Below are 18,816 nucleotides of genomic sequence, written 5' to 3' on the forward strand. Positions count from 1 at the left end.
TTCCTCGACTTCACGCCACGCTCAGTATCGGAACGGTCGTCGGATTGGAGGGTCAGCGAATACCTCGAGATCAGATAAGAGACTTACCCAGTGATCGGAACCCACGGCTATACGTCAGTTACAGCGCAATACCTCTCTATTTCAGCGGGCCTGGCTAGGCGGGGAAATCCGCGCTGCGAGATAGTATTTCGTTCGACCGGATGTCGCTCAGGTTTTCTTCCAGCGCGTCGATCACGGCATCGTATCCGCTGTTGCCCAGGATCAGCCGGTGTGGCGGTGGGTCCTGGGCCATCGCTGCGATCACCGCACGGGCACCGCGATGCGGGTCTCCCGGTTGCACCCCGTTCATGTCGACGAAGGCGGCCCGCACCTTCTCCAGCATCTCGCGGTACTCCGGAATCGCCTCCGCGATGGGCTCGTCGGCGAATCCGGCGTACGCGTTCGTGCGGAATGCGCCCGGTTCGACTGCCAGGACGGAGATGCCGTGCTCGGCGCTTTCCTGGCGCAGCGCGTCGGTGACGGCCTCGATCGCGTATTTCGTGGCGCTGTAGTAGCCGAATCCGGCCGCCGCCAGAAGCCCGGCCACCGAGGACACGTTGACGATCCACCCGCTTCCGCGAGTGCGCATACCTGGTAGCACTGCGCGCGTGACGGACAGCACGGCGAAGAAGTTCAGCTCGAACATCGCCCGTATCGAAGACTCGTCCATTCCCTCGATCGATCCGTACCAGCCTCGACCGGCGTTGTTGACCAGCACGTCGATACTGCCGAAATGCTCCTCGGCCGTGTGCACCGCGCGGAGCACCTGTGCCGCGTCGGTGACATCCATGGGCACGACGAGAACGCGGTCACCGTAACGATCGGCCCACGACACCAATTCCTCCGGACGCCGGGCGGTGAGTACCACGCGGTCCCCCGCCTCCAGCGCCACCTCGGCGTACGCCATGCCGAAACCGCCGGGTGTGCCACCGGTGATGAACCATCGCTTGCTCACGGCTCGATCACCAGCCGCTGGATCAGCGCGCCATCGAGCGTGAAGCGGTAGTGCAGGTCGACGACTCCCCCGGGGAAGTTGCCTTCCAGATGCTGCTCGACGTCGACAGTCGTACCGGTCGTGGTCGCTCCGGTGAACTCGCTCGTGTAGGTGTACTCACTCTCACTGACCGAGGCGATCAGCCAGGCCTCGATCTCGTCTCGGCCCGAGTAGTCGTGGCCCTCATCGGTTACAACGGCATCCGCGGTGAATACGGCGAGCCCGCGAGCGCCTTGCTTGGAGTCGAGTGCGGTCATGAACTTCTTCACGTTGTCCGGGAGTCCATCCCATTGTGTGGTCATGACCTCACGGTGATGCCTCCCCCAAGGGGAGTGTCAACACCAGGTCCTCCGGTAAAACACTGCTCACAAATAATCAGACGGATCGTAGAAAACAGCGGGCAGACTCGAGCCGATCGGCGTCGTAGTCCTCCCACTTCGCTGCAGGCACATCCTGACGCCCGACCTCGACGAAACTGCGTTTGGCGAAGAACTCCGCGGCCTCACCGCTGACGGTGACCGCGAACAGGGTCGAGATGCCCTTCGTGCGGCAGACCTCCAACAATCCGTCCATCAACAAGCCGCCTGCTCCCAGTCCGGAGAACTCGGCGACTGTGATCAAACCGGACACTTCGCCGAATCCGGTTCCGGCGTAACGGTCCACCTCGAGTCCGACGATGCCGGCGAGGTGCCCCGTGCGCAGTACCCGAGCTCCGAGCCCACCAACAGCCATCCTGGCAATCTCGATCCGACTGCGCTGCTTGAGAACCCCCTCTCGCACTCCCTGTGCCACCAAAGCCTCGATTGCCGGGAAATCGTCCACCTGTAGCGAGGCCAAGTGCAGGTAGCGGCCTTGGGTCAGGACGGTCCCCCGGCCGTCGAATGTGAACAGCTCGAATTCGAGATCCTCAGCACGACAGAGGTTTACGCTGTATGCACCACCGGCAAGTGCTGCCTCGGCGGCTGGGGGGAAATCGTCGAGCCCCCGTTCGGCCAGGTGGGCGACCAGGCGCTCGCGGTGCAGGTCGATGTCGGCGAAGCTACGAGGAGGATTACCCCAGCCCCCGCCCGGATCGGTCAGAACCATTTTCGATGCCCGCACGCTCGCAGACACAGTGCCGGCAGTGCGCGCGACAGCGGCCGCCTCCGCCCCGATCACGACGCATTCCGAGTCCGCGATTGCGAGCCACAGACGGGCGACGGACTCGTCGTTCCAGACAGTCGCACCGTTCATGGCCACACCACCGACTGCAGCGGTCACTTCCGGAGCATGGTCGGCCGGAACCACGAATATGAATCGCGTGTCGCCAGTGCCGAACTCGCCGACCGTCCGTTCCACTGCCTCCAGAGCCGCGACGCTCACCATGGGCAGGGCGATCACGATCGTGACCCCGCGGAACTCCTCGACGAAGAAGTCGCGCTCGGCAACAGGCACCCCGCTGGACGTCAGCTCTACCGCCGCCTCGCGCGGGACCGCTGGTCGCGGCCGCAATTTCCGGGGGTTGGCGCGCAGATCGTGGTTCGTCATGGTGGGTCCCAGTGTGGACTGTCGACTCACACCCCGCAACGTCCGAATCAGTAGGTGTAGTTGATATCTCGGGAGAACGTGAATCCACCCGTGGGTGCGGTACACCCGATTATGTCGTCGGGCCCGGACCGGCACACCACGTCCTCGACCGACAGCACCTGGCCGAACTCGAGTATTGGGGCGTTCGCATCCACGTAGATGCCCTGTGTCGTGCACATGCTTTCCGAGCCCGCCGCGGTTACGCGAACAGCGACCTTGTCGTTCTCTGCGTTCGAGCATTGCGGTCCGTCGAAATGATTTCTGCCGTCCACGGCCTGACATCCCACTCGCCCCTCGGGCCCGTCGGCGTCCCAGATGCCGCAGTGAATGTTGCCCGTCGGCGACGTGAAGTTGTATTTGTCACTCCCCGTCCGGAACGTCACGGGATCGACGTTGCCTGGTTCGTCTCCCGACGGCTGCAAGATCGCACCACCACCCGGCACCAGGTCCGCTGCTTCCTCCGGCGTTCGCGTCGGCGGAGCGACTGCCGATTCCTGTGGGGATTCGGCCTCGAGCCGAGTCGGCGGCTCGGCCACAACCGACGACTCGGTAGTCGTCCCCGCGGGCGACGTCGTCGTCTCAGCGGGCATACGCGTCGTGTCCGGCGCGGCACTGGTGTCCGAATCGCCACTCGCACAACCACCTAGGGCCAATCCGCACACAGCCGCGACCAGAACAACTGACTTCCGAGCAATTGTCACGTTTTCTCTTTTCTCTTTCGAGTCGACATGAAGACGTCACGGCTCTCGCCCGCCGGGAGCCGGTTCGGCGCTGTTCAGCGGGCCGGCACCTCGAAGGTGGGGCTAGGTGTATGCGCGGCACTCGTTCTGAAGGTGACCGTGAGCGGACCCTCCCCTGTCTCGATGTCCACGTAAGGGTTTGCCACATTGGGGCCCTGGAACCGCCAGCTCGCCACCCGCTGCTCGGCGGTTCCACTGAGTCCGGTGTCGTGGTTACGCCAATCCGCATAGATGCTCAGATAGCACTCGTAGTCGGCTGATCCTGCCCATGCCGGGCTGTACAGGTGGGTGGTGAAATTCGCACGAATCTCGTTGGGCGCGTAGCCGCTCTGGACATTCACATCGACGGTACCGCCGAGACATTGGGGAACCTCGGCGAGCGTGTAAATCCGTTGTTGCGGCGAGAAGTATCTCTCCTGGGCACCGGCTTGCGCGGCGCTGGTACCGATCACGGCTGTGAGCGCGCTGGCGAGGACGAGTGAACGAGTGACGACCGGATGCTTCTTCATGACCCTCCATGGATGTGCGCGGTGTACTTTCAGGAGTCAACGTAACACTTGCCTAGACGGAAAGTGTTAGAGTTGCCAACATGGAAAGCAATCAGTCGCCGGACGACGTGCGCGATCTGCTGGGTGCGCTCCACGCCGATCGCGTCTGCCTCGCAGATCGTCTCGCTGCACCGTCCTGGTTCTACCCGGTCTTCGCCGCCGTGACCGCTCTGCACATAGGAACGCCGGTATTGCCGGACAGCAACGTGGGTGCCGCATTCGCCGCCCTCCCGGTGGCAGCAGCCGCGACATTGGCTCTGCTCTACCCCCGGATATCCGGGGTGCGACCGGCGGCAGTACGCATGGTGGGATGGGGTGTTCTCATCGGGCTCCTGGTGAGTGTGCTCGGCTTGTTGAGCGTGTCCTACGGTGTGGTGGCGTCGCTGTCTGCGTGGTGGGTACTTCTGCCGCAGGCCGTGTGCTTTGTCGTCGTGCTGTTCGGCGGTCGTCTGTTCGACGGCGTGTACCGAACCCATCTGCACGCTGGAGGCATCCGGCAGCTCACCGGCCGCCGGTCCAGGAGTAACTGATCGTGACCGAAGATCCCGGTGTCGGACCGAAATTCGATTCCGTCATCCATGCTCCAATCCGCTTGCGCGTCTGCGGAATTCTGCGGCGAATCGACGAAATCGACTTCGCGGTCATACGCGACACACTCGAGATCAGCGACGCGTCGCTGTCGAAACATCTCAAAGCGCTCTCCGACGCGGGCTACGTCTCGATGAAGAAGACTGCGTCGCTGTCACGTTCGGACTCGAGGAGAGTGACGTGGGTGAAGCTGACAGGTGCCGGACGGGAAGCGTTCGATTCTCATATCGCCGAGCTTCTTGTCATCGCCCACGGCCACCCGGAACCATCGCCGTCGCGACCACCCCTCGTGACGTGGAGTCCGACCTTCGGTGCCACACCCGAATTGGGCTGAACTGCATGTCACCGGGTGCAATTTCCACCACTCAGCATCCGAACGAACCGCCGCTGTACCGGCGACGCCGAGCCTGAGTCCGATCACCGCCATCGGCGACGACAGACTGCCCGTTGTCCGACCGGCACAGCCATCAGCTGGGGTCGGCCGCACAACGACGAATCGCCCCACTCCCCTGCACTCTGTGCTCACGTCGATCGGCTGACCGTGATCATCAACGGCGACAACCACTTCGGGGACGAGGTCGCACATCCATTCGTCGCCCGCATTCGTGTCGGGCAGCGTTCGTGCCGAACAGCGGACGGTCGTGCGGTGCCCGGGGTTGTTCGGATCGACAGTGATCGGCGTCGAACAGACGTACAAGGTGTGCGGTGAACGGCGCGACGACCTGCCTGGCTTACGACAAGCCTGGCCGACAGATTCGAGCAGGTAGAGGTCACGATGGTGGGAAATGTGGCGTTCTTCGTCGCTCGACATCCCATCGAGGCACGACAACGGACAGACTGATACCCGGCGCGGACTGTTCGGGCACACTGACCACGAACGACGAATAACATGGACCCGGAGCCGCACGTATCCCGGCCCACACGGATCGGAGGGCCGATGTTCGATCTCCCGGGCGATCCGGTGAGTCTTCGATCCTTCCTGGAACGCTCCCCTGATTTCGTTGCGCTGTCCGATTTCACGGGGAAGATTCTGTACATCAATCCGGCGGGTTCTGAGCTGATCGGGGTCACGGACGTGGCCGATATCGGCCAGCTGTCGGCTTTGGATCTGCTGACTTCCGACGGACTCGATCTCACCGACGACATCGCCGCCGGTCTGCTCTCCGAAGGCAAGTGGGAGGGCTACTGCGAGCTGCGCCATCACGTGACCGGTACCGGCATGCCGGTCGTGGTGTCTTCCTATGTGATCAGTCGTGACGACGGTGGCCCCGACGTGGTCGTATCCACCATCAGGCACCGACACACGGTGGAACAGCGCAGTGCCAGGATGGCGGCCGACGCGGTGATCGCCGGTCGTCACGCGCTGGAGCAGAAGGCTCTCGCCGATCTGAGCCGATTCGCCGTCATCGCCGAGCTACCCAGGTTGCTCACCGCAGCAACCGACACGGCCGCCACCTTGATCGGCGTGGGCAACTCCGCCATCGCCCATCTCGAGCACCCGACCGATCCGTACTTGACCATGGACGCGGCCAGCGGTGCACTCGGCTTGCGTCAGAACGTTCCGTCCGGGAACGGTTCGTTGGTGGGATTCGTCCTGACGCTCTCGGAGCCTGTCGTGTGCAACGACAGTCACGCCGAGAAGCGTTTCCGTACCGACACGATGCTCTCTCTCGGCCTCCGCAGCGGCGTCGGAGTCCCCATCTTCACCGCCGCCGGAAAAGCATGGGGAGTTCTTTCCATCCACAGCGCCGAGGCCCGCCTCTATCGTGACGAAGAAGTGTCGTTTCTCAGTTCGGTGGCCGGCATCGTATCCGCGGCGATCCGACGGATCGACCTCGAACTCCAACTGCGACGACGTAGCACGCACGACGCCCTGACCGGTCTGCCGAACCGTACCCTCGCGTACGAGGTCATAGATTCGGCGTTGGACCGCGCCAGACAACAGTCAGGCACCGTAGCACTGCTTCTACTCGACATCGACGACTTCAAGATCATCAACGACAGCCTGGGACACGACGCCGGGGACAGAGCGTTGGTCAAGTTCGTCGAACGGCTCGCCTCGGCCATCAGAGACGCCGACACCATCGCGCGCCTGGGCGGAGACGAATTCTTGATCGTCTGCGAAGGCGTCGACAGCGTTGCTCACGCGGAGGAACTCGCTCGAAACATCTCGAGTTCCATCGCCGTTCCTTTCTCCGCCGAAGACGTGCCCATCCCCTTGAGCGCCAGCATCGGTATCGCGGTGTCCGAACCTAATTCGAGTCGGCACGAGCTTATCCACCGCGCCGACTTGGCCATGTACCGCGCAAAAGACAGTGGTACCGGTGGGCACGCAGTGTTCGATCCCACCGATCTCTACGATGCGGATCGCATCAGGTCGCTGTCGATCGATCTCCGAGCGGCGCTGCTCGCCGATGAACTCACTCTCGCCTACCAACCGTTGGTGGACATCGCCACCCGGAAGATCGTTGCCGTGGAGGCGCTCGCCCGCTGGAATCACCGCGAACTCGGGCCCATCGAACCGAGCGAGTTCGTCGGAGTCGCCGAAAGAACTGGTCTTGCAACTCCTTTGGGCGCGTGGGCGCTGCGTACTGCATGCACCGCCGCGGCGCGGTGGCGAACGTTCTCCGACATCGTGGTCCGCGTCAACGTCAGCGCGCTTCAACTCCGCGATCCCGATTTTCCCACCGAGGTCGCCTCGGTACTGGAAGAGACGGGACTGCCTGCCTTCGCTCTCGGCCTCGAGGTGACCGAAACCGTGTGGGTCGCCGACACCGAACGGGTCGCCGACACCGTCTCCGCCCTGCACGCCATGGGGGTGGCTCTCTTGCTCGACGATATGGGCAAAGGCCACAGCTCCATGTCGTATCTCGACCGCTACCCCATGTTCGAGTGCTTCAAGATCGACAAGTCGTACATAGCCCGGCTGCCGGCCCCTCGGGCACGTGCGATCGTCTCGGCAATCGTCTCGCTCGCCCGCGCATTCGACGTCACCGTCGTCGGCGAGGGAGTCGAAACCGAGGAGCAACTCGACGCACTGGCCGCCACCGGCTGCGACTTCGCGCAGGGATACCTCTTGGGTCGGCCGGTCGGTGCCGGAGCCATCGCCGATCTGCTTCTCGGCGATCGATGAAGCCCCACCACGAGGGCAAGTTCGTGGGCCGCGCACCTGTGGCCTGATCCTGACTTCGAATCATTCGATGCACAGCCGGTTTCGTCGGCATTGGTGTCTGGGGACTGGATCGAAAGGGACCGTTACTTCCTGGCCCCTTTCAATGTATAGCGCACCCAGGGGCTTGCGGCAAGACCCCGTACAGGGCTCAGAATTGCACGCTGCAGCCACGTAGCAATCGATCGGAGTCCTGTGAAACATGCGTACCCGAGTGTTTTCGACCTACCCGACAATCTCGCGCGCAAGCGTGACTCGGCATTGATCGGCCAAGACGAGCAACACTTTTCAGCTATTCGCTCGAGTATCGAGAAGTCTCGTCTCGACACGTCGGCACGGCTGGAGGCAGCACAGAAGTCGTCGGGCCGAATGGGCCGAGAAGTGATGGAACGCGACTTCGAGATACACCGCTTGGGCGGCCGCCTCCGTTCACTGCGTCGGTACGGAGTCGATCTGTGCCTGGGTCGCGTCGTGACCACCGACGCGGACGAGCCGGTATACATCGGACGACTCGGACTGCTGGGAACCGCGGGCGAGCAACTCCTCGTCGACTGGCGCTCCCCCGCAGCCGAACCGTTCTTCGGTGCTACTCACGCCAATCCCATGGGGCTGCGAAGTCGTCGTCGATACAGGTGGACGAACGGCACCATCACCGACTACTGGGACGAGGTGTTCGATCTGACCGGACCGATCTCCGATGCTGCGCTGGACGATCAGTCCGCCTTCATCGCCAGTCTGGGTGCGGCGCGTTCACCTCGGATGCGCGACGTGCTGGGCACCGTCCAGGCAGATCAGGATGCGATCATTCGGTCGGACGCCCGCGGCGCGCTGGTCGTCGACGGTGGTCCTGGAACCGGGAAAACCGTGGTCGCACTGCATCGCACCGCGTATCTGCTGTACACGGAGACGCGTCTCGGACACAGCCGCGGCGGCGTGCTGTTCGTCGGCCCACACGAGCCGTACCTCGCTTACGTTTCCGACGTCCTACCGAGTCTGGGCGAGGACGGTGTGCAGACCTGTACTCTTCGAGATCTCGTCGCCGAAGGAACGAACGCGATCGACGAGACGAATCCTTCTGTCGCGCAATTGAAGGCGACCGAGAGCATGAGCGTGGCGATCGAAGCGGGCGTTGCGTTCTACGAGCAGCCACCGACTCGGACCATGATCGTGGAGACCGAATGGGCCGATCTGACATTGACTGCGGCCGATTGGGCCGAGGCCTTCGAGGCACCCGACCCCGGCACTCCACACAACGAGGCTCGTGAACAGGTTTGGGAATTGCTGCTGACGATTCTGATGGACCGCTACGACGGCGACGAGGCCCCGACCGACATACGAAAGTCACTGCAGAACAACGAGTCTCTGCGCGCGGAGCTGGAACGATCCTGGACGATCATCGATGCTCCCGACCTCGTCGCAGACCTGTGGAGCGTGCCGGCGTACCTTCGTTCGTGCGCACCATGGCTCGCCCCCGAGGACGTCCGCGCACTACAACGACCCGATCCGACGCGATGGACGGTGGCCGATCTCCCGCTGCTCGACGCCGCACGAATGCGGCTGGGAGATCCTGAACATGCACGGCGCATTCGGCGTCGGGAGCTGGCAGCTGTACACGAGCGCGCGCGAATGGACCGCGTCGTCGATGAACTCATGGCCGCCGACGACGACGAGATGATGGCTGCGCAGTTGCGGCAGGATGGGATTCGCGATGCGCTCGTCGATTCGGCGGGCTTCGAGGAGATCCCGTCGGATCCGTTGTCGGGGCCGTTCGCACACATCGTCGTCGACGAGGCGCAAGAATTGACCGACGCCCAGTGGCAGATGGTCCTGCGCCGGTGCCCGTCGGGCAGCATCACCATCGTCGGAGACCGCGCGCAAGCGCGTCTGGGATTCGCCGAGTCCTGGCGCGAACGGCTTAGACGGGTCGGACTCGACAGGGTCAGGATCGCGACCCTCGGTGTCAATTACCGCACCCCGCAGGAAGTCATGGCCGAAGCCGAGCCGGTGATCCGCGCGGCGCTACCGGACGCCAATGTCCCGGTCTCCATTCGCAGTACCGGAGTGCCCGTCGAGTACGGAGACGCGGCACAGCTGGCGTCGATCCTCGATCGCTGGCTGCAGTCGAAGATCGACGGAATCGCCTGCGTCATAGGCGATCCCACGTTTGTCCCGTCGGAGCGCATCCGCTCGCTGACACCGCAGTCGTCGAAGGGCCTCGAATTCGACCTGGCCGTACTCATCGACCCGGATTCGTTCGGCTCAGGAACAGCCGGTGCCGTCGACAGGTACGTGGCCATGACGCGAGCGACCGGACATCTGGTCGTTCTGACCACTCAGCGCGAGGCCGCACCGAGGACGCCCAGCACGGCATGAATTGCCGGGCTGGCATCAGCGCTGCGCCGCCACGCGGCCTGCACCTCACGAGCGGGAGCGCGCTCGAGCGGAACCGCGACTAGACCGGCACCGAGCACCGGACGCGCGAGGCGAGGAACGAGAGCGAGCACGTCGTCCGCTTCGACCAGCGCGAGTTGCGTGGAGAAATCATCGACGAGATGGCGAACATCGATCTCGGCGGATGTCTCGGCGAACAGCCGCCGAAACCACTGGTGACAGACCGTCCCGGCCGGGCTCGTCACCCACGGGTACCGGGCGAGTTCGGCATGGGTCAACGCGGTCTCGCGTCGGGCGAGAGGGTGGGTTCGCTTCATGATCACGTCGCCGAAGTCCAGGTGAATCGGTTGGCGAACGACCGAGGGAGGAGCGGGTGCCGATACCCCGTCTGCATCGTGCACCAGCGCCAAATCTGCGGTCCCGGCATAGACGCTGTGCAGTGCACGATCCGGATCCTCCTCGCTGATGTGCACCGTCAGATCGGGATACCGTCGGTCCAGCTCGATCAGCGCGGGAGCCACCAATCCACGCACCGCGGTCGAGAAGCCGACCAACCGAACGACCCCACGAGCGACGCCCCCGTCGGCGGATCGAGCGGCCTCGACGCAGCGTTCCAGAGCGTCGAACACCTCCCCCGCGGACTCGACCACCGCCCGACCTGCGGGGGTGAGCACCACGCCTCTGCCTGCCTGTGCCAGTACCGGGGTGCCGATCTGCCGTTCGAGTCGTTTAATCTGCTGGGAGATCGCCGAGGAGGTGTAGCCGAGCTCGTCGGCGGCCCGCGCAAGAGTGCCGAGTGCAGCCACAGCGCGCAGTGCGTGCAGGGCGCTGGTATCGATCATGAAGGAACAGTACGCAGTAATGCCGAAAATGCATCGCTGGACCTCAGGTATCGAGCGGTCCACACTCGGACCATGAACACCAATCGGTCGCTCGCCTCGACGATCTTCGGTACGAACCTCGTCGCCATGGCGACCCCGATGCACCCCGATGGTTCACTCGACCGAGCCGGCGTCGATGCCCTTCTCACGCACCTGTCGGCGAGACGATGCGATGGCGTGGTCATCGCCGGAACAACAGGCGAGGCACCGACCTTGACGGGCCACGAGACCTCGCAGCTGATCGCTTGCGCCTGCAGGCATCGCGATCACGCTCTTCGCGTGATCGCTGGAGTGGGCACCAACGACACCTCCACGGGGATGGAGATGGCTCGGTCCGCAGCAGCAGCCGGTGCCGACGCACTGCTGATCACCGCTCCCTACTATTCGCGCCCCACCCAGGCCGGCATCGCGGAACACATCGTCGCCATCGCCGAAGCAGGTGGGCTACCCGTCATGGTGTACGACGTCCCGGCGCGCACAAGTGTGGCGATCGAGGCGTCGACGCTCGTCGAGCTCTCTCACCACCCGCTCATCGGTGCTGTCAAGGATGCCAAGGGTGATCTGTACGAGGCAATGACCGTCATGTCCTCGACGGACCTCGCCTACTACTGCGGAATCGACGAACTCGCACTGCCCTACCTCGCCTCCGGTGCAACAGGTTTGGTCAGCGTCACCGGAAACGTCGTGGCAGACCGCTATGCCGAGCTGATCGCGGCAATCCGCGTCGGCGACCTGGACCGAGCGAACGCAGTACAGCGATCGCTCCTGCCGTTGACCGACGCCGTCATGCGCACGACGCAGGGGGCCATCATGGCCAAGGCCGCGCTCGCCAGGATCGGCGTCATCTCCGACGCGACCGTGCGACGCCCACTTCTCGCATCCTCGGCCGCCGACCTGAGCCTACTCGACGCGGCCCTGTCCGCCACCGGATTCGATCAGGAATCGAGAAGCGAGCAGGTTTCGGTACGACTAGCGTGACTGCTCATGGCGACGAAGAAGGTCTCGGAGGGCTCGGCACGGCATGCTGCCGACAGTCACGATTCGATTCGTGTTCAGGGGGCGCGGCAGAACAATCTCCAGGACATCGATGTGGAGCTGCCCAAGCGGCGACTGACCGTGTTCACCGGGGTCTCCGGCTCCGGAAAGAGCTCGCTGGTCTTCAGTACGATTGCGGCCGAATCGCAACGCATGATCAACGAGACCTACAGTGCCTTCGTACAAGGATTCATGCCCACGCTCGGCCGCCCGGATGTCGACGTCATGGACGGACTCACCACGGCCATCATCGTCGATCAACAGCGCATGGGCGCCAGTCCTCACTCCACCGTCGGCACCGCAACCGATGCGAACGCCATGCTGCGGATTCTGTTCAGCCGAATCGGAAAGCCGTACATCGGCTCTGCACAGGCCTTTTCGTTCAATGTCGCGTCGGTGTCCGGCGCAGGCGCGTACAAGGTGGACAAGGGCGGCAGGCAGACCACAGAGAAGAAGTCCTTCACCGTGACCGGTGGCATGTGCCCACGCTGTGAGGGCAGAGGCTCCGTCAGCGACTTCGATCTCACCGCTCTCTACGACGCGAGCAAGTCGCTCAACGAGAGCGCCATCACGATCCCCGGCTACAGCATGGAGGGCTGGTACGGCCGAATATTCCGCGGCTGCGGGTATTTCGACCCGGACAAGCCCATCTCGAAGTACACCAAGAAGGAACTCGACGACCTGCTCTATCGCGAACCGACGAAGATCAAGGTCGACGGAATCAATCTGACCTATTCGGGGCTCGTGCCGCAGATTCAGAAGTCGTTCCTGTCCAAGGACGTCGACGCCATGCAGCCCCACATCCGCGCCTTCGTCGAACGCGCGATCACCTTCACCACCTGCCCGGACTGCCTCGGAACCAGGCTCAACGAAGGTGCTCGGTCGTCGAAGATCAAGGGCATCAACATCGCCGACGCATGTTCGATGCAGATCAGCGACCTGGCGAAGTGGGTGAGCGGCCTGAAGGAACCGTCGGTGGCACCACTGCTGACCACACTGGGCGAGACTCTCGACTCGTTCGTCGAGATCGGGCTCGGCTACCTGAGCCTGGATCGTCCGTCGGGAACGTTGTCCGGTGGAGAGGCTCAGCGCACCAAGATGATTCGCCACCTCGGATCCTCGTTGACCGACGTGACGTACGTGTTCGACGAGCCGACCACCGGTCTGCATCCCCACGACATCGAGCGGATGAACAACCTGCTGCTTCAGTTGCGCGACAAGGGAAACACCGTACTCGTGGTCGAGCACAAGCCCGAGACGATCTCCATCGCAGACCACGTCGTCGATCTGGGTCCCGGTGCGGGAAGCGCGGGCGGGCACGTCTGTTTCGAGGGCACCGTCGACGGATTGCGGCAGAGCGACACCGTCACCGGTCGGCATTTCGACGATCGGGCATCACTGAAGGAATCGGTGCGCGAGTTCTCCGAAGTACTCGAAATCCGCGGCGCGGACTCCCACAATCTGCGCGACGTGGACGTCGACGTTCCACTCGGAGTACTGGTCGTCGTCACCGGCGTCGCAGGCTCGGGCAAGAGTTCGCTCATTCACGGATCGCTTTCCGGGACAGACGATGTGGTGTCGGTCGATCAGGGGGCGATCCGTGGCTCGCGGCGAAGCAACCCCGCGACGTACACCGGGTTGCTCGAACCGATCCGCAAGGCGTTCGCCAAGGAGAACGCCGTCAAACCCGCGTTGTTCAGCTCGAACTCCGAAGGCGCGTGCCCGACGTGCAACGGCGCTGGCGTCCTCTACAGCGACCTCGCGATGATGGCCGGGGTGGCCACGGTGTGCGAGGAGTGCGAGGGCAAGCGATTCCAGGCATCGGTACTCGAGTACCACTACGGCGGGCGCAACATCGACGAGGTGTTGTCGATGTCGGTCGCCGAGGCCGAGGAGTTCTTCTCCGACGGGCCGGCAAAACTGCTCCCGGCACACAGGATTCTGCAACGCTTGAACGACGTCGGACTGGGCTACCTGAAGATCGGCCAGCCGTTGACCACGCTGTCGGGTGGAGAACGCCAACGCCTCAAGCTGGCGACGCACATGGCCGACAAGGGCGGGATCTACGTGCTGGACGAGCCCACCACTGGATTGCACCTCGCCGATGTCGACAAGCTCCTCGGGCTGTTGGACCGGCTGGTCGATTCGGGCAAGTCGGTGATCGTCATCGAGCATCATCAGGCCGTCATGGCCCACGCCGATTGGATCATCGATCTCGGCCCCGGTGCCGGGCACGACGGCGGACTGGTCGTGTTCGAGGGCACGCCGTCCGATCTGGTGGCGGACGGTTCGACCCTGACGGGCAAGCACTTGGCCACGTATGTCGGGAGTTGACGTGCAACCGAACACGAGACCAAGGGAGACGCCGTGACCATCCTGCCCGACCGGACCGCAACCGCACTGGTGATCGTCGACGTGCAGAACGACATGATGGTCGGCGTCCACGAGCGGCAGCGCGTCATCGACAACCTCGTGGCTCTGGTCTCGCGTGCACGGGAGACGAGCACGCGGGTGATCTGGGTGCAGCACTCCGCCGAGAAGGAGCTGCGCTTCGGGACGGACGGGTGGAAGCTTCTCGACGCTCTGCCCGTGGTTCCGGGCGATCCGATCGTCCACAAGAAGCACGGCGATGCGTTCGAGGACACCGGTCTCGAAGCCGAGCTCGCCGCCTCCGGTGTAGGGCATGTCGTCATCGCCGGAGCGCACACGGATTTCTGCATCAGGTCCACGCTGCACGGTGCCCTCGTCCGCGGATACGACGTGACGCTGGTGAGCGACGCACACACTGCCGAGGATCTGACCGAGTGGGGCGCGCCGCCACCTGCGCAGGTCATCGCGCACACGAATATGTACTGGGACAACCAGACCGCTCCCGGCCGGACCGCCGAGGCCGTCGTCACCGAGAAGGTCACCTTCGACTGACCGATATCCTGGACCCTCCATGGTGACCTTGCTGCTTGCGCTTGTCGGATTTGCACTACTCGATTCACTCGACGTGCTGCTGATCGGCGTGACCGCTGCCATCGCTGTGCATTCGAGAACCACCCGCCGGTCTCCTTTCCGAGCCGGGCTGGCGTTCGTCGGCGGAGTGTTCACGGCCACGACCACGTTCGGCATCCTCACCGTTCTCGGCATCGACTTCTTCACCGATCTGTTCGACATCACCATCACTGCCACGCTCCGGTATCGCACGGAACTGATTGTGGGGCTGGTGCTGATCGGTCTCGGTGCACTGCGCACCACCGAACGTCGCCCGCCGGCGTGGGCAGCCCGAGCCGGCTCGAGCATTCCCGTCGTTGCCCTGACCGGACTGACGATCGGTCTGGTGCAGGGCCCGACGGCAGTGCCGTATCTCGCCGGGTTGACGATGCTCTCGACCTACGTTCCCCGTCCGCCGTGGTGGCCGGCCATCGTCGTCGTGTACTGCCTGATCGGGCTGCTACCGCCCATCCTCGTTCTGATACTGGCTTCGAGTAAGAGTCGCCGTTCCCGGCGGGCGTTCACCGCGACCGTGCGGGCTCTGACGCGGTACGGCCCGCCGACGGTCCGCGTCATCTTCGTCGTACTCGGTGTCGCACTCGTCGCCGACGCGCTCGTTCATGCCCGAGACCTCCTGTAGGTCGTCGCCGTAAGCTTCTGCGCATGGCACTCGATCATGGCGATCCCGGTGACGCCCCGTCCGTTCCCCCTCCCCTGGCCCCCGTCGTCGAGGACCGTCGGCCGTCCGCGGCCGAGGAAGCACGCACGATCGCTGCGTCCACCAACACCGCAACTCTTGCGAGCCTGACCGCGGACGGCGATCCCTGGGCTTCGTTCGTCACGTACGGATTGCTCGACGGCGCTCCGGTTCTGTGTGTCTCGCGAATGGCCGAACATGGACGCAATCTCACCGGCGATCAACGGATGAGCCTGTCGATCGTGGCACCGCAATCGCAGACCGATCCGCTGGCGTCGGGCCGAATCACGCTGGCAGGTGTGGTCGAGCGGCCGGAGGGCGACGAGCTGGCCGCAGCACGCGCGGCGCACCTCGACGGCGTACCGGCGGCGAAGTACTACCTCGACTACAGCGACTTCACGCTCTGGGTCATGCGCGTGCATCGGGTCCGGTGGGTCGGCGGATACGGCCGGATGGATTCGGCAACTGCCGAAGCGTATTCCCAGGCCGCGCCCGATCCGGTGTCGCCGACCTCCGCGTACGCGGTCGAGCACTTGAACGCCGACCATTCGAGTTCGCTGACTGCAATGGCCCGCGAACTGGGCGGCTTTCCCGATGCGACGTCCGCGGAGTGCACGGCAGCGGACCGCTACGGACTGGATCTGAAGGTGCTCACGCCGCGCGGAATCGCGTACACCAGGGTCGGTTATGCAACTCCGATCGACTCGGCTGCCGAACTGCGAGCCGCGACCGTGGAACTGGCGAAGCGCGCAGCAGCCGGCCGATAGGTGTGCGCTGCCACCACAGACACGACGACCTTGTCGAGACGTCGCGATCGATGGCGACTACCGTTGACCTCACACCGCAATCGTTAGGGAGCAGGTAATGAGCATCCAACCGCTCGAATCGAAGCGTCACCGCGTCGTCGTCATCGGTTCCGGGTTCGGAGGTCTGTTCGGCGTCAAGGCGCTCAAGAAAGCCGACGTCGACATCACCCTCGTCGCCAAGACGACACACCACCTTTTCCAGCCTCTCCTCTATCAGGTCGCGACAGGCATTCTGTCCGTCGGCGAGATCGCTCCCACCACCCGCGTCATTCTGCGCAAGCAGAAAAACGCCGAGGTGCTGCTCGGAGACGTGCTGAACATCGATCTCGAGGCCAAGACGGTCACGTCCAAGCTCCTCGAACGCATCACCGTCACTCCGTTCGACAGCCTGATCGTCGCTGCAGGCGCACAGCAGTCCTACTTCGGCAACGACCACTTCGCCGAGTTCGCGCCCGGCATGAAGACCATCGACGATGCACTCGAACTGCGCGGACGCATCCTCGGTGCATTCGAGCAGGCCGAACTCTCCGACGATCAGGAGGAGAAGGACCGCCTCATGACCTTCGTGGTCGTCGGCGCGGGTCCCACCGGCGTCGAGCTCGCCGGGCAGATCGCCGAGCTCGCCGATCGCACCCTCGACGGAGCATTCCGCAACATCGATCCGCGTGACGCCCGCGTCATCCTGCTCGACGCCGCTCCGGCCGTGCTGCCGCCGATGGGTGAGAAGCTCGGCCGCAAGGCTGCCGAGCGGCTCGAGAAGCTCGGCGTGGAAATCCAGCTCAACGCGATGGTCACCGACGTCGACAACGACGGCCTGACCGTCAAGGAGAAGGACGGCACGACGCGTCGCATCGAGGCGCAGTGCAAGGTCTGGTCCGCAGGCGTGCAGGGCAGCCCACTCGGCAAGCAGCTCGCCGACCAGTCCGGATCCGAGACCGATCGCGCCGGACGCGTGCTGGTCGAACCGGACCTCACCGTCAAGGGTCACCCGAACGTGTTCGTGGTCGGCGACCTGATGTCGGTCAAGGACGTTCCGGGCATGGCGCAGGGTGCCATTCAGGGAGCGACCTACGCTGCCAAGCTGATCAAGGCGTCGGTCAAGGGCCAGGACGATCCCGCCCAGCGGGCCCCGTTCAAGTACTTCGACAAGGGTTCGATGGCGACGGTGTCGCGATTCAACGCCGTCGCCAAGGTCGGCAAGCTCGAGTTCGGTGGATTCATCGCCTGGCTCATGTGGCTCGCTCTGCACCTGTACTACCTCGTGGGCTACCGCAGCCGCATCACGACCGTCATCTCGTGGTTCGTGACGTTCCTCGGCAAGGGGCGCGCGCAGATGGCGTCGACCGAACAGCAGGTGTTCGCGCGATTGGCCATCGAGCAACTCAACTCCCTCGAACGTGCGGGTGCCGTCAACACGGACGCAGCCGATCAGGAGCAGGAACGCGAGAAGGCCGCAGGCTGATCAGCAGCTGACCCGCCGCTACGACTACGACGCACGGGCCGACGACATACCGTCGGCCCGTGCGTCGTTCGTTTGTCGGGGCTGTCTCAGCCGAGCGAATCGATGGGCTGTAGACGACGCCCCACCGACGTGCTCAGCGAACCGCCTCCGGCCAGCGCCAGCCGGACGGAACCGTCGGCCAGATCGACCTCGGACGCCCGGGTATCGGGATACCTCAGCGTGCTGGACATCGACAGCGGTGCCGACAATGCGTCGTGCGCAACAGATCCCGCGCCCAGTTCCACTCGATGGCGCAGCAGCGGGCTGCCTCCGACGTCGCATCGCATCGCACTGTTCCACTGTCCCGACGCTTCCTCGAAGCGGCCGATCTGCGTCCGCTCTCGCAACCACAACGTCGAATCCTGTTCCAGCACAACGGTGTTGATCACCGAGTGCGAGGCGTCGGAGACGACGACCATCGGTTCCGGGTCGAAGACCAGCGACGCACCTGCACCGACCTCGAAATGCCACTTCGCCGACGAGTGACGGTGCAGCCCACCGGGCATCGCCAACGACGCCGCGACACTGCGCACCTCCAGGTGCGCGCCGGCCGCCACCGAAATTCTGACCACGATGGTGTCACCGCCGAGAGGCGTTGCCGCCGTTCCGATCAGGTGAACTGTGTCCAGTCCCGTCTGTCGGCCGGCGAGTCCACCCACCGAGGTGATGCGTGGGCTCCGGCTGCGGCTCGCCTCGATGCAGAGCTCTGTGTGCATCGACGCTCAGTGTGTGTGGGCGTGCGCGTCGGCGTCGGCGATCACCTTCAGCTGCTCCCGCACCCACTCGAGCACCATGGTCGCGGCCGGATCGTCGGTGAGGGAGATCAGCGCAGTCGGGCGCCCCTCGCGTACCTGAGCCGCGTCCCGTTCCATGACACCGAGA

Annotated in this window: 17 protein-coding genes and 1 pseudogene; 10 read left to right on the forward strand and 8 right to left on the reverse strand. The window is 64.2% G+C overall.

Annotation, left to right across the window (positions count from 1 at the left end; translation table 11 throughout):
• Positions 1 to 154: 154 nt before the first annotated feature.
• From A2J02_RS04340 to A2J02_RS04360, 5 genes are all read right to left on the reverse strand, one after another.
• Positions 155 to 994 (reverse strand): SDR family NAD(P)-dependent oxidoreductase, encoded by an 840-nt coding sequence (locus A2J02_RS04340; RefSeq protein ID WP_068047262.1) that lies wholly within the window; start codon positions 992 to 994, stop codon positions 155 to 157.
• Positions 991 to 1,335 carry a nuclear transport factor 2 family protein gene (locus A2J02_RS04345; protein WP_068047263.1) on the reverse strand — a complete coding sequence of 115 codons (345 nt, stop codon included), beginning with the start codon at positions 1,333 to 1,335 and terminating at the stop codon, positions 991 to 993. The genes A2J02_RS04340 and A2J02_RS04345 overlap by 4 nt, the downstream gene beginning before the upstream one ends.
• Positions 1,336 to 1,408: 73 nt before the next feature.
• Positions 1,409 to 2,560 (reverse strand): GNAT family N-acetyltransferase, encoded by a 1,152-nt coding sequence (locus A2J02_RS04350; protein WP_068047265.1) that lies wholly within the window; start codon positions 2,558 to 2,560, stop codon positions 1,409 to 1,411.
• Between the two features lie 47 nt (positions 2,561 to 2,607).
• Positions 2,608 to 3,189, reverse strand: coding sequence for a hypothetical protein (locus A2J02_RS04355; protein WP_082898621.1), 582 nt, complete (start codon positions 3,187 to 3,189; stop codon positions 2,608 to 2,610).
• A 185-nt stretch (positions 3,190 to 3,374) separates the two neighbouring features.
• The gene (locus A2J02_RS04360) at positions 3,375 to 3,848 is read right to left on the reverse strand and encodes a hypothetical protein (protein WP_068047269.1); all 474 of its coding nucleotides are present in this window, start codon (positions 3,846 to 3,848) and stop codon (positions 3,375 to 3,377) included.
• Positions 3,849 to 3,928: 80 nt separating this feature from the next.
• Here A2J02_RS04360 and A2J02_RS04365 point away from each other — a divergent pair, with 80 nt between their 5' ends.
• The 4 genes from A2J02_RS04365 to helR all read left to right on the forward strand — a co-directional run bounded on the left by A2J02_RS04365 (position 3,929) and on the right by helR (position 10,017).
• Positions 3,929 to 4,417, forward strand: a complete 489-nt coding sequence (locus tag A2J02_RS04365; RefSeq protein ID WP_068047271.1) for a hypothetical protein — start codon at positions 3,929 to 3,931, stop codon at positions 4,415 to 4,417.
• Positions 4,418 to 4,419: 2 nt separating this feature from the next.
• Complete coding sequence (locus A2J02_RS04370) at positions 4,420 to 4,809, forward strand: transcriptional regulator (RefSeq protein WP_068047274.1); 390 nt, start codon at positions 4,420 to 4,422, stop codon at positions 4,807 to 4,809.
• Between the two features lie 603 nt (positions 4,810 to 5,412).
• The gene (locus A2J02_RS04380; RefSeq protein WP_068047278.1) at positions 5,413 to 7,608 is read left to right on the forward strand and encodes a sensor domain-containing protein; all 2,196 of its coding nucleotides are present in this window, start codon (positions 5,413 to 5,415) and stop codon (positions 7,606 to 7,608) included.
• Between the two features lie 231 nt (positions 7,609 to 7,839).
• Positions 7,840 to 10,017 (forward strand): RNA polymerase recycling motor ATPase HelR, encoded by a 2,178-nt coding sequence (gene helR / locus A2J02_RS04385; RefSeq protein ID WP_068047279.1) that lies wholly within the window; start codon positions 7,840 to 7,842, stop codon positions 10,015 to 10,017.
• On the opposite strand, the gene A2J02_RS04390 is transcribed toward helR, so the two are convergent.
• Complete coding sequence (locus A2J02_RS04390) at positions 9,978 to 10,877, reverse strand: LysR family transcriptional regulator (RefSeq protein ID WP_068047282.1); 900 nt, start codon at positions 10,875 to 10,877, stop codon at positions 9,978 to 9,980. The genes helR and A2J02_RS04390 overlap by 40 nt on opposite strands.
• A 72-nt stretch (positions 10,878 to 10,949) precedes the next feature.
• Between A2J02_RS04390 and dapA the strand changes: the two genes are divergently transcribed.
• From dapA to A2J02_RS04420, 6 genes are all read left to right on the forward strand, one after another.
• Positions 10,950 to 11,894, forward strand: coding sequence for a 4-hydroxy-tetrahydrodipicolinate synthase (gene dapA, locus A2J02_RS04395; RefSeq protein WP_068047284.1), 945 nt, complete (start codon positions 10,950 to 10,952; stop codon positions 11,892 to 11,894).
• Between the two features lie 6 nt (positions 11,895 to 11,900).
• Positions 11,901 to 14,285, forward strand: coding sequence for an ATP-binding cassette domain-containing protein (locus A2J02_RS04400; RefSeq protein WP_068047287.1), 2,385 nt, complete (start codon positions 11,901 to 11,903; stop codon positions 14,283 to 14,285).
• Positions 14,286 to 14,318: 33 nt separating this feature from the next.
• Complete coding sequence (locus tag A2J02_RS04405) at positions 14,319 to 14,873, forward strand: isochorismatase family protein (RefSeq protein ID WP_068047290.1); 555 nt, start codon at positions 14,319 to 14,321, stop codon at positions 14,871 to 14,873.
• Between the two features lie 19 nt (positions 14,874 to 14,892).
• Entirely contained in the window at positions 14,893 to 15,570 is a 678-nt protein-coding gene (locus A2J02_RS04410) for a GAP family protein (protein WP_068047292.1), read from the forward strand.
• Positions 15,571 to 15,593: 23 nt separating this feature from the next.
• Positions 15,594 to 16,394: a HugZ family pyridoxamine 5'-phosphate oxidase gene (locus A2J02_RS04415; protein ID WP_068047294.1), complete on the forward strand. Its 801-nt coding sequence runs from the start codon at positions 15,594 to 15,596 to the stop codon at positions 16,392 to 16,394.
• A 97-nt stretch (positions 16,395 to 16,491) separates the two neighbouring features.
• Complete coding sequence (locus tag A2J02_RS04420; protein WP_068047296.1) at positions 16,492 to 17,895, forward strand: NAD(P)/FAD-dependent oxidoreductase; 1,404 nt, start codon at positions 16,492 to 16,494, stop codon at positions 17,893 to 17,895.
• An 86-nt stretch (positions 17,896 to 17,981) separates the two neighbouring features.
• Here A2J02_RS04420 and A2J02_RS04425 read toward each other — a convergent pair whose 3' ends face one another.
• Together A2J02_RS04425 and A2J02_RS27100 are read right to left on the reverse strand one after the other, a co-directional pair.
• Positions 17,982 to 18,650 (reverse strand): urease accessory protein UreD, encoded by a 669-nt coding sequence (locus A2J02_RS04425; protein WP_068047299.1) that lies wholly within the window; start codon positions 18,648 to 18,650, stop codon positions 17,982 to 17,984.
• A 6-nt stretch (positions 18,651 to 18,656) separates the two neighbouring features.
• Positions 18,657 to 18,816: pseudogene (locus tag A2J02_RS27100) on the reverse strand (urease accessory protein UreG); the annotation flags it as partial.

This window comes from Rhodococcus sp. EPR-147 (assembly GCF_001647185.1).
In the GTDB taxonomy this organism is placed as follows: domain Bacteria; phylum Actinomycetota; class Actinomycetes; order Mycobacteriales; family Mycobacteriaceae; genus Rhodococcoides.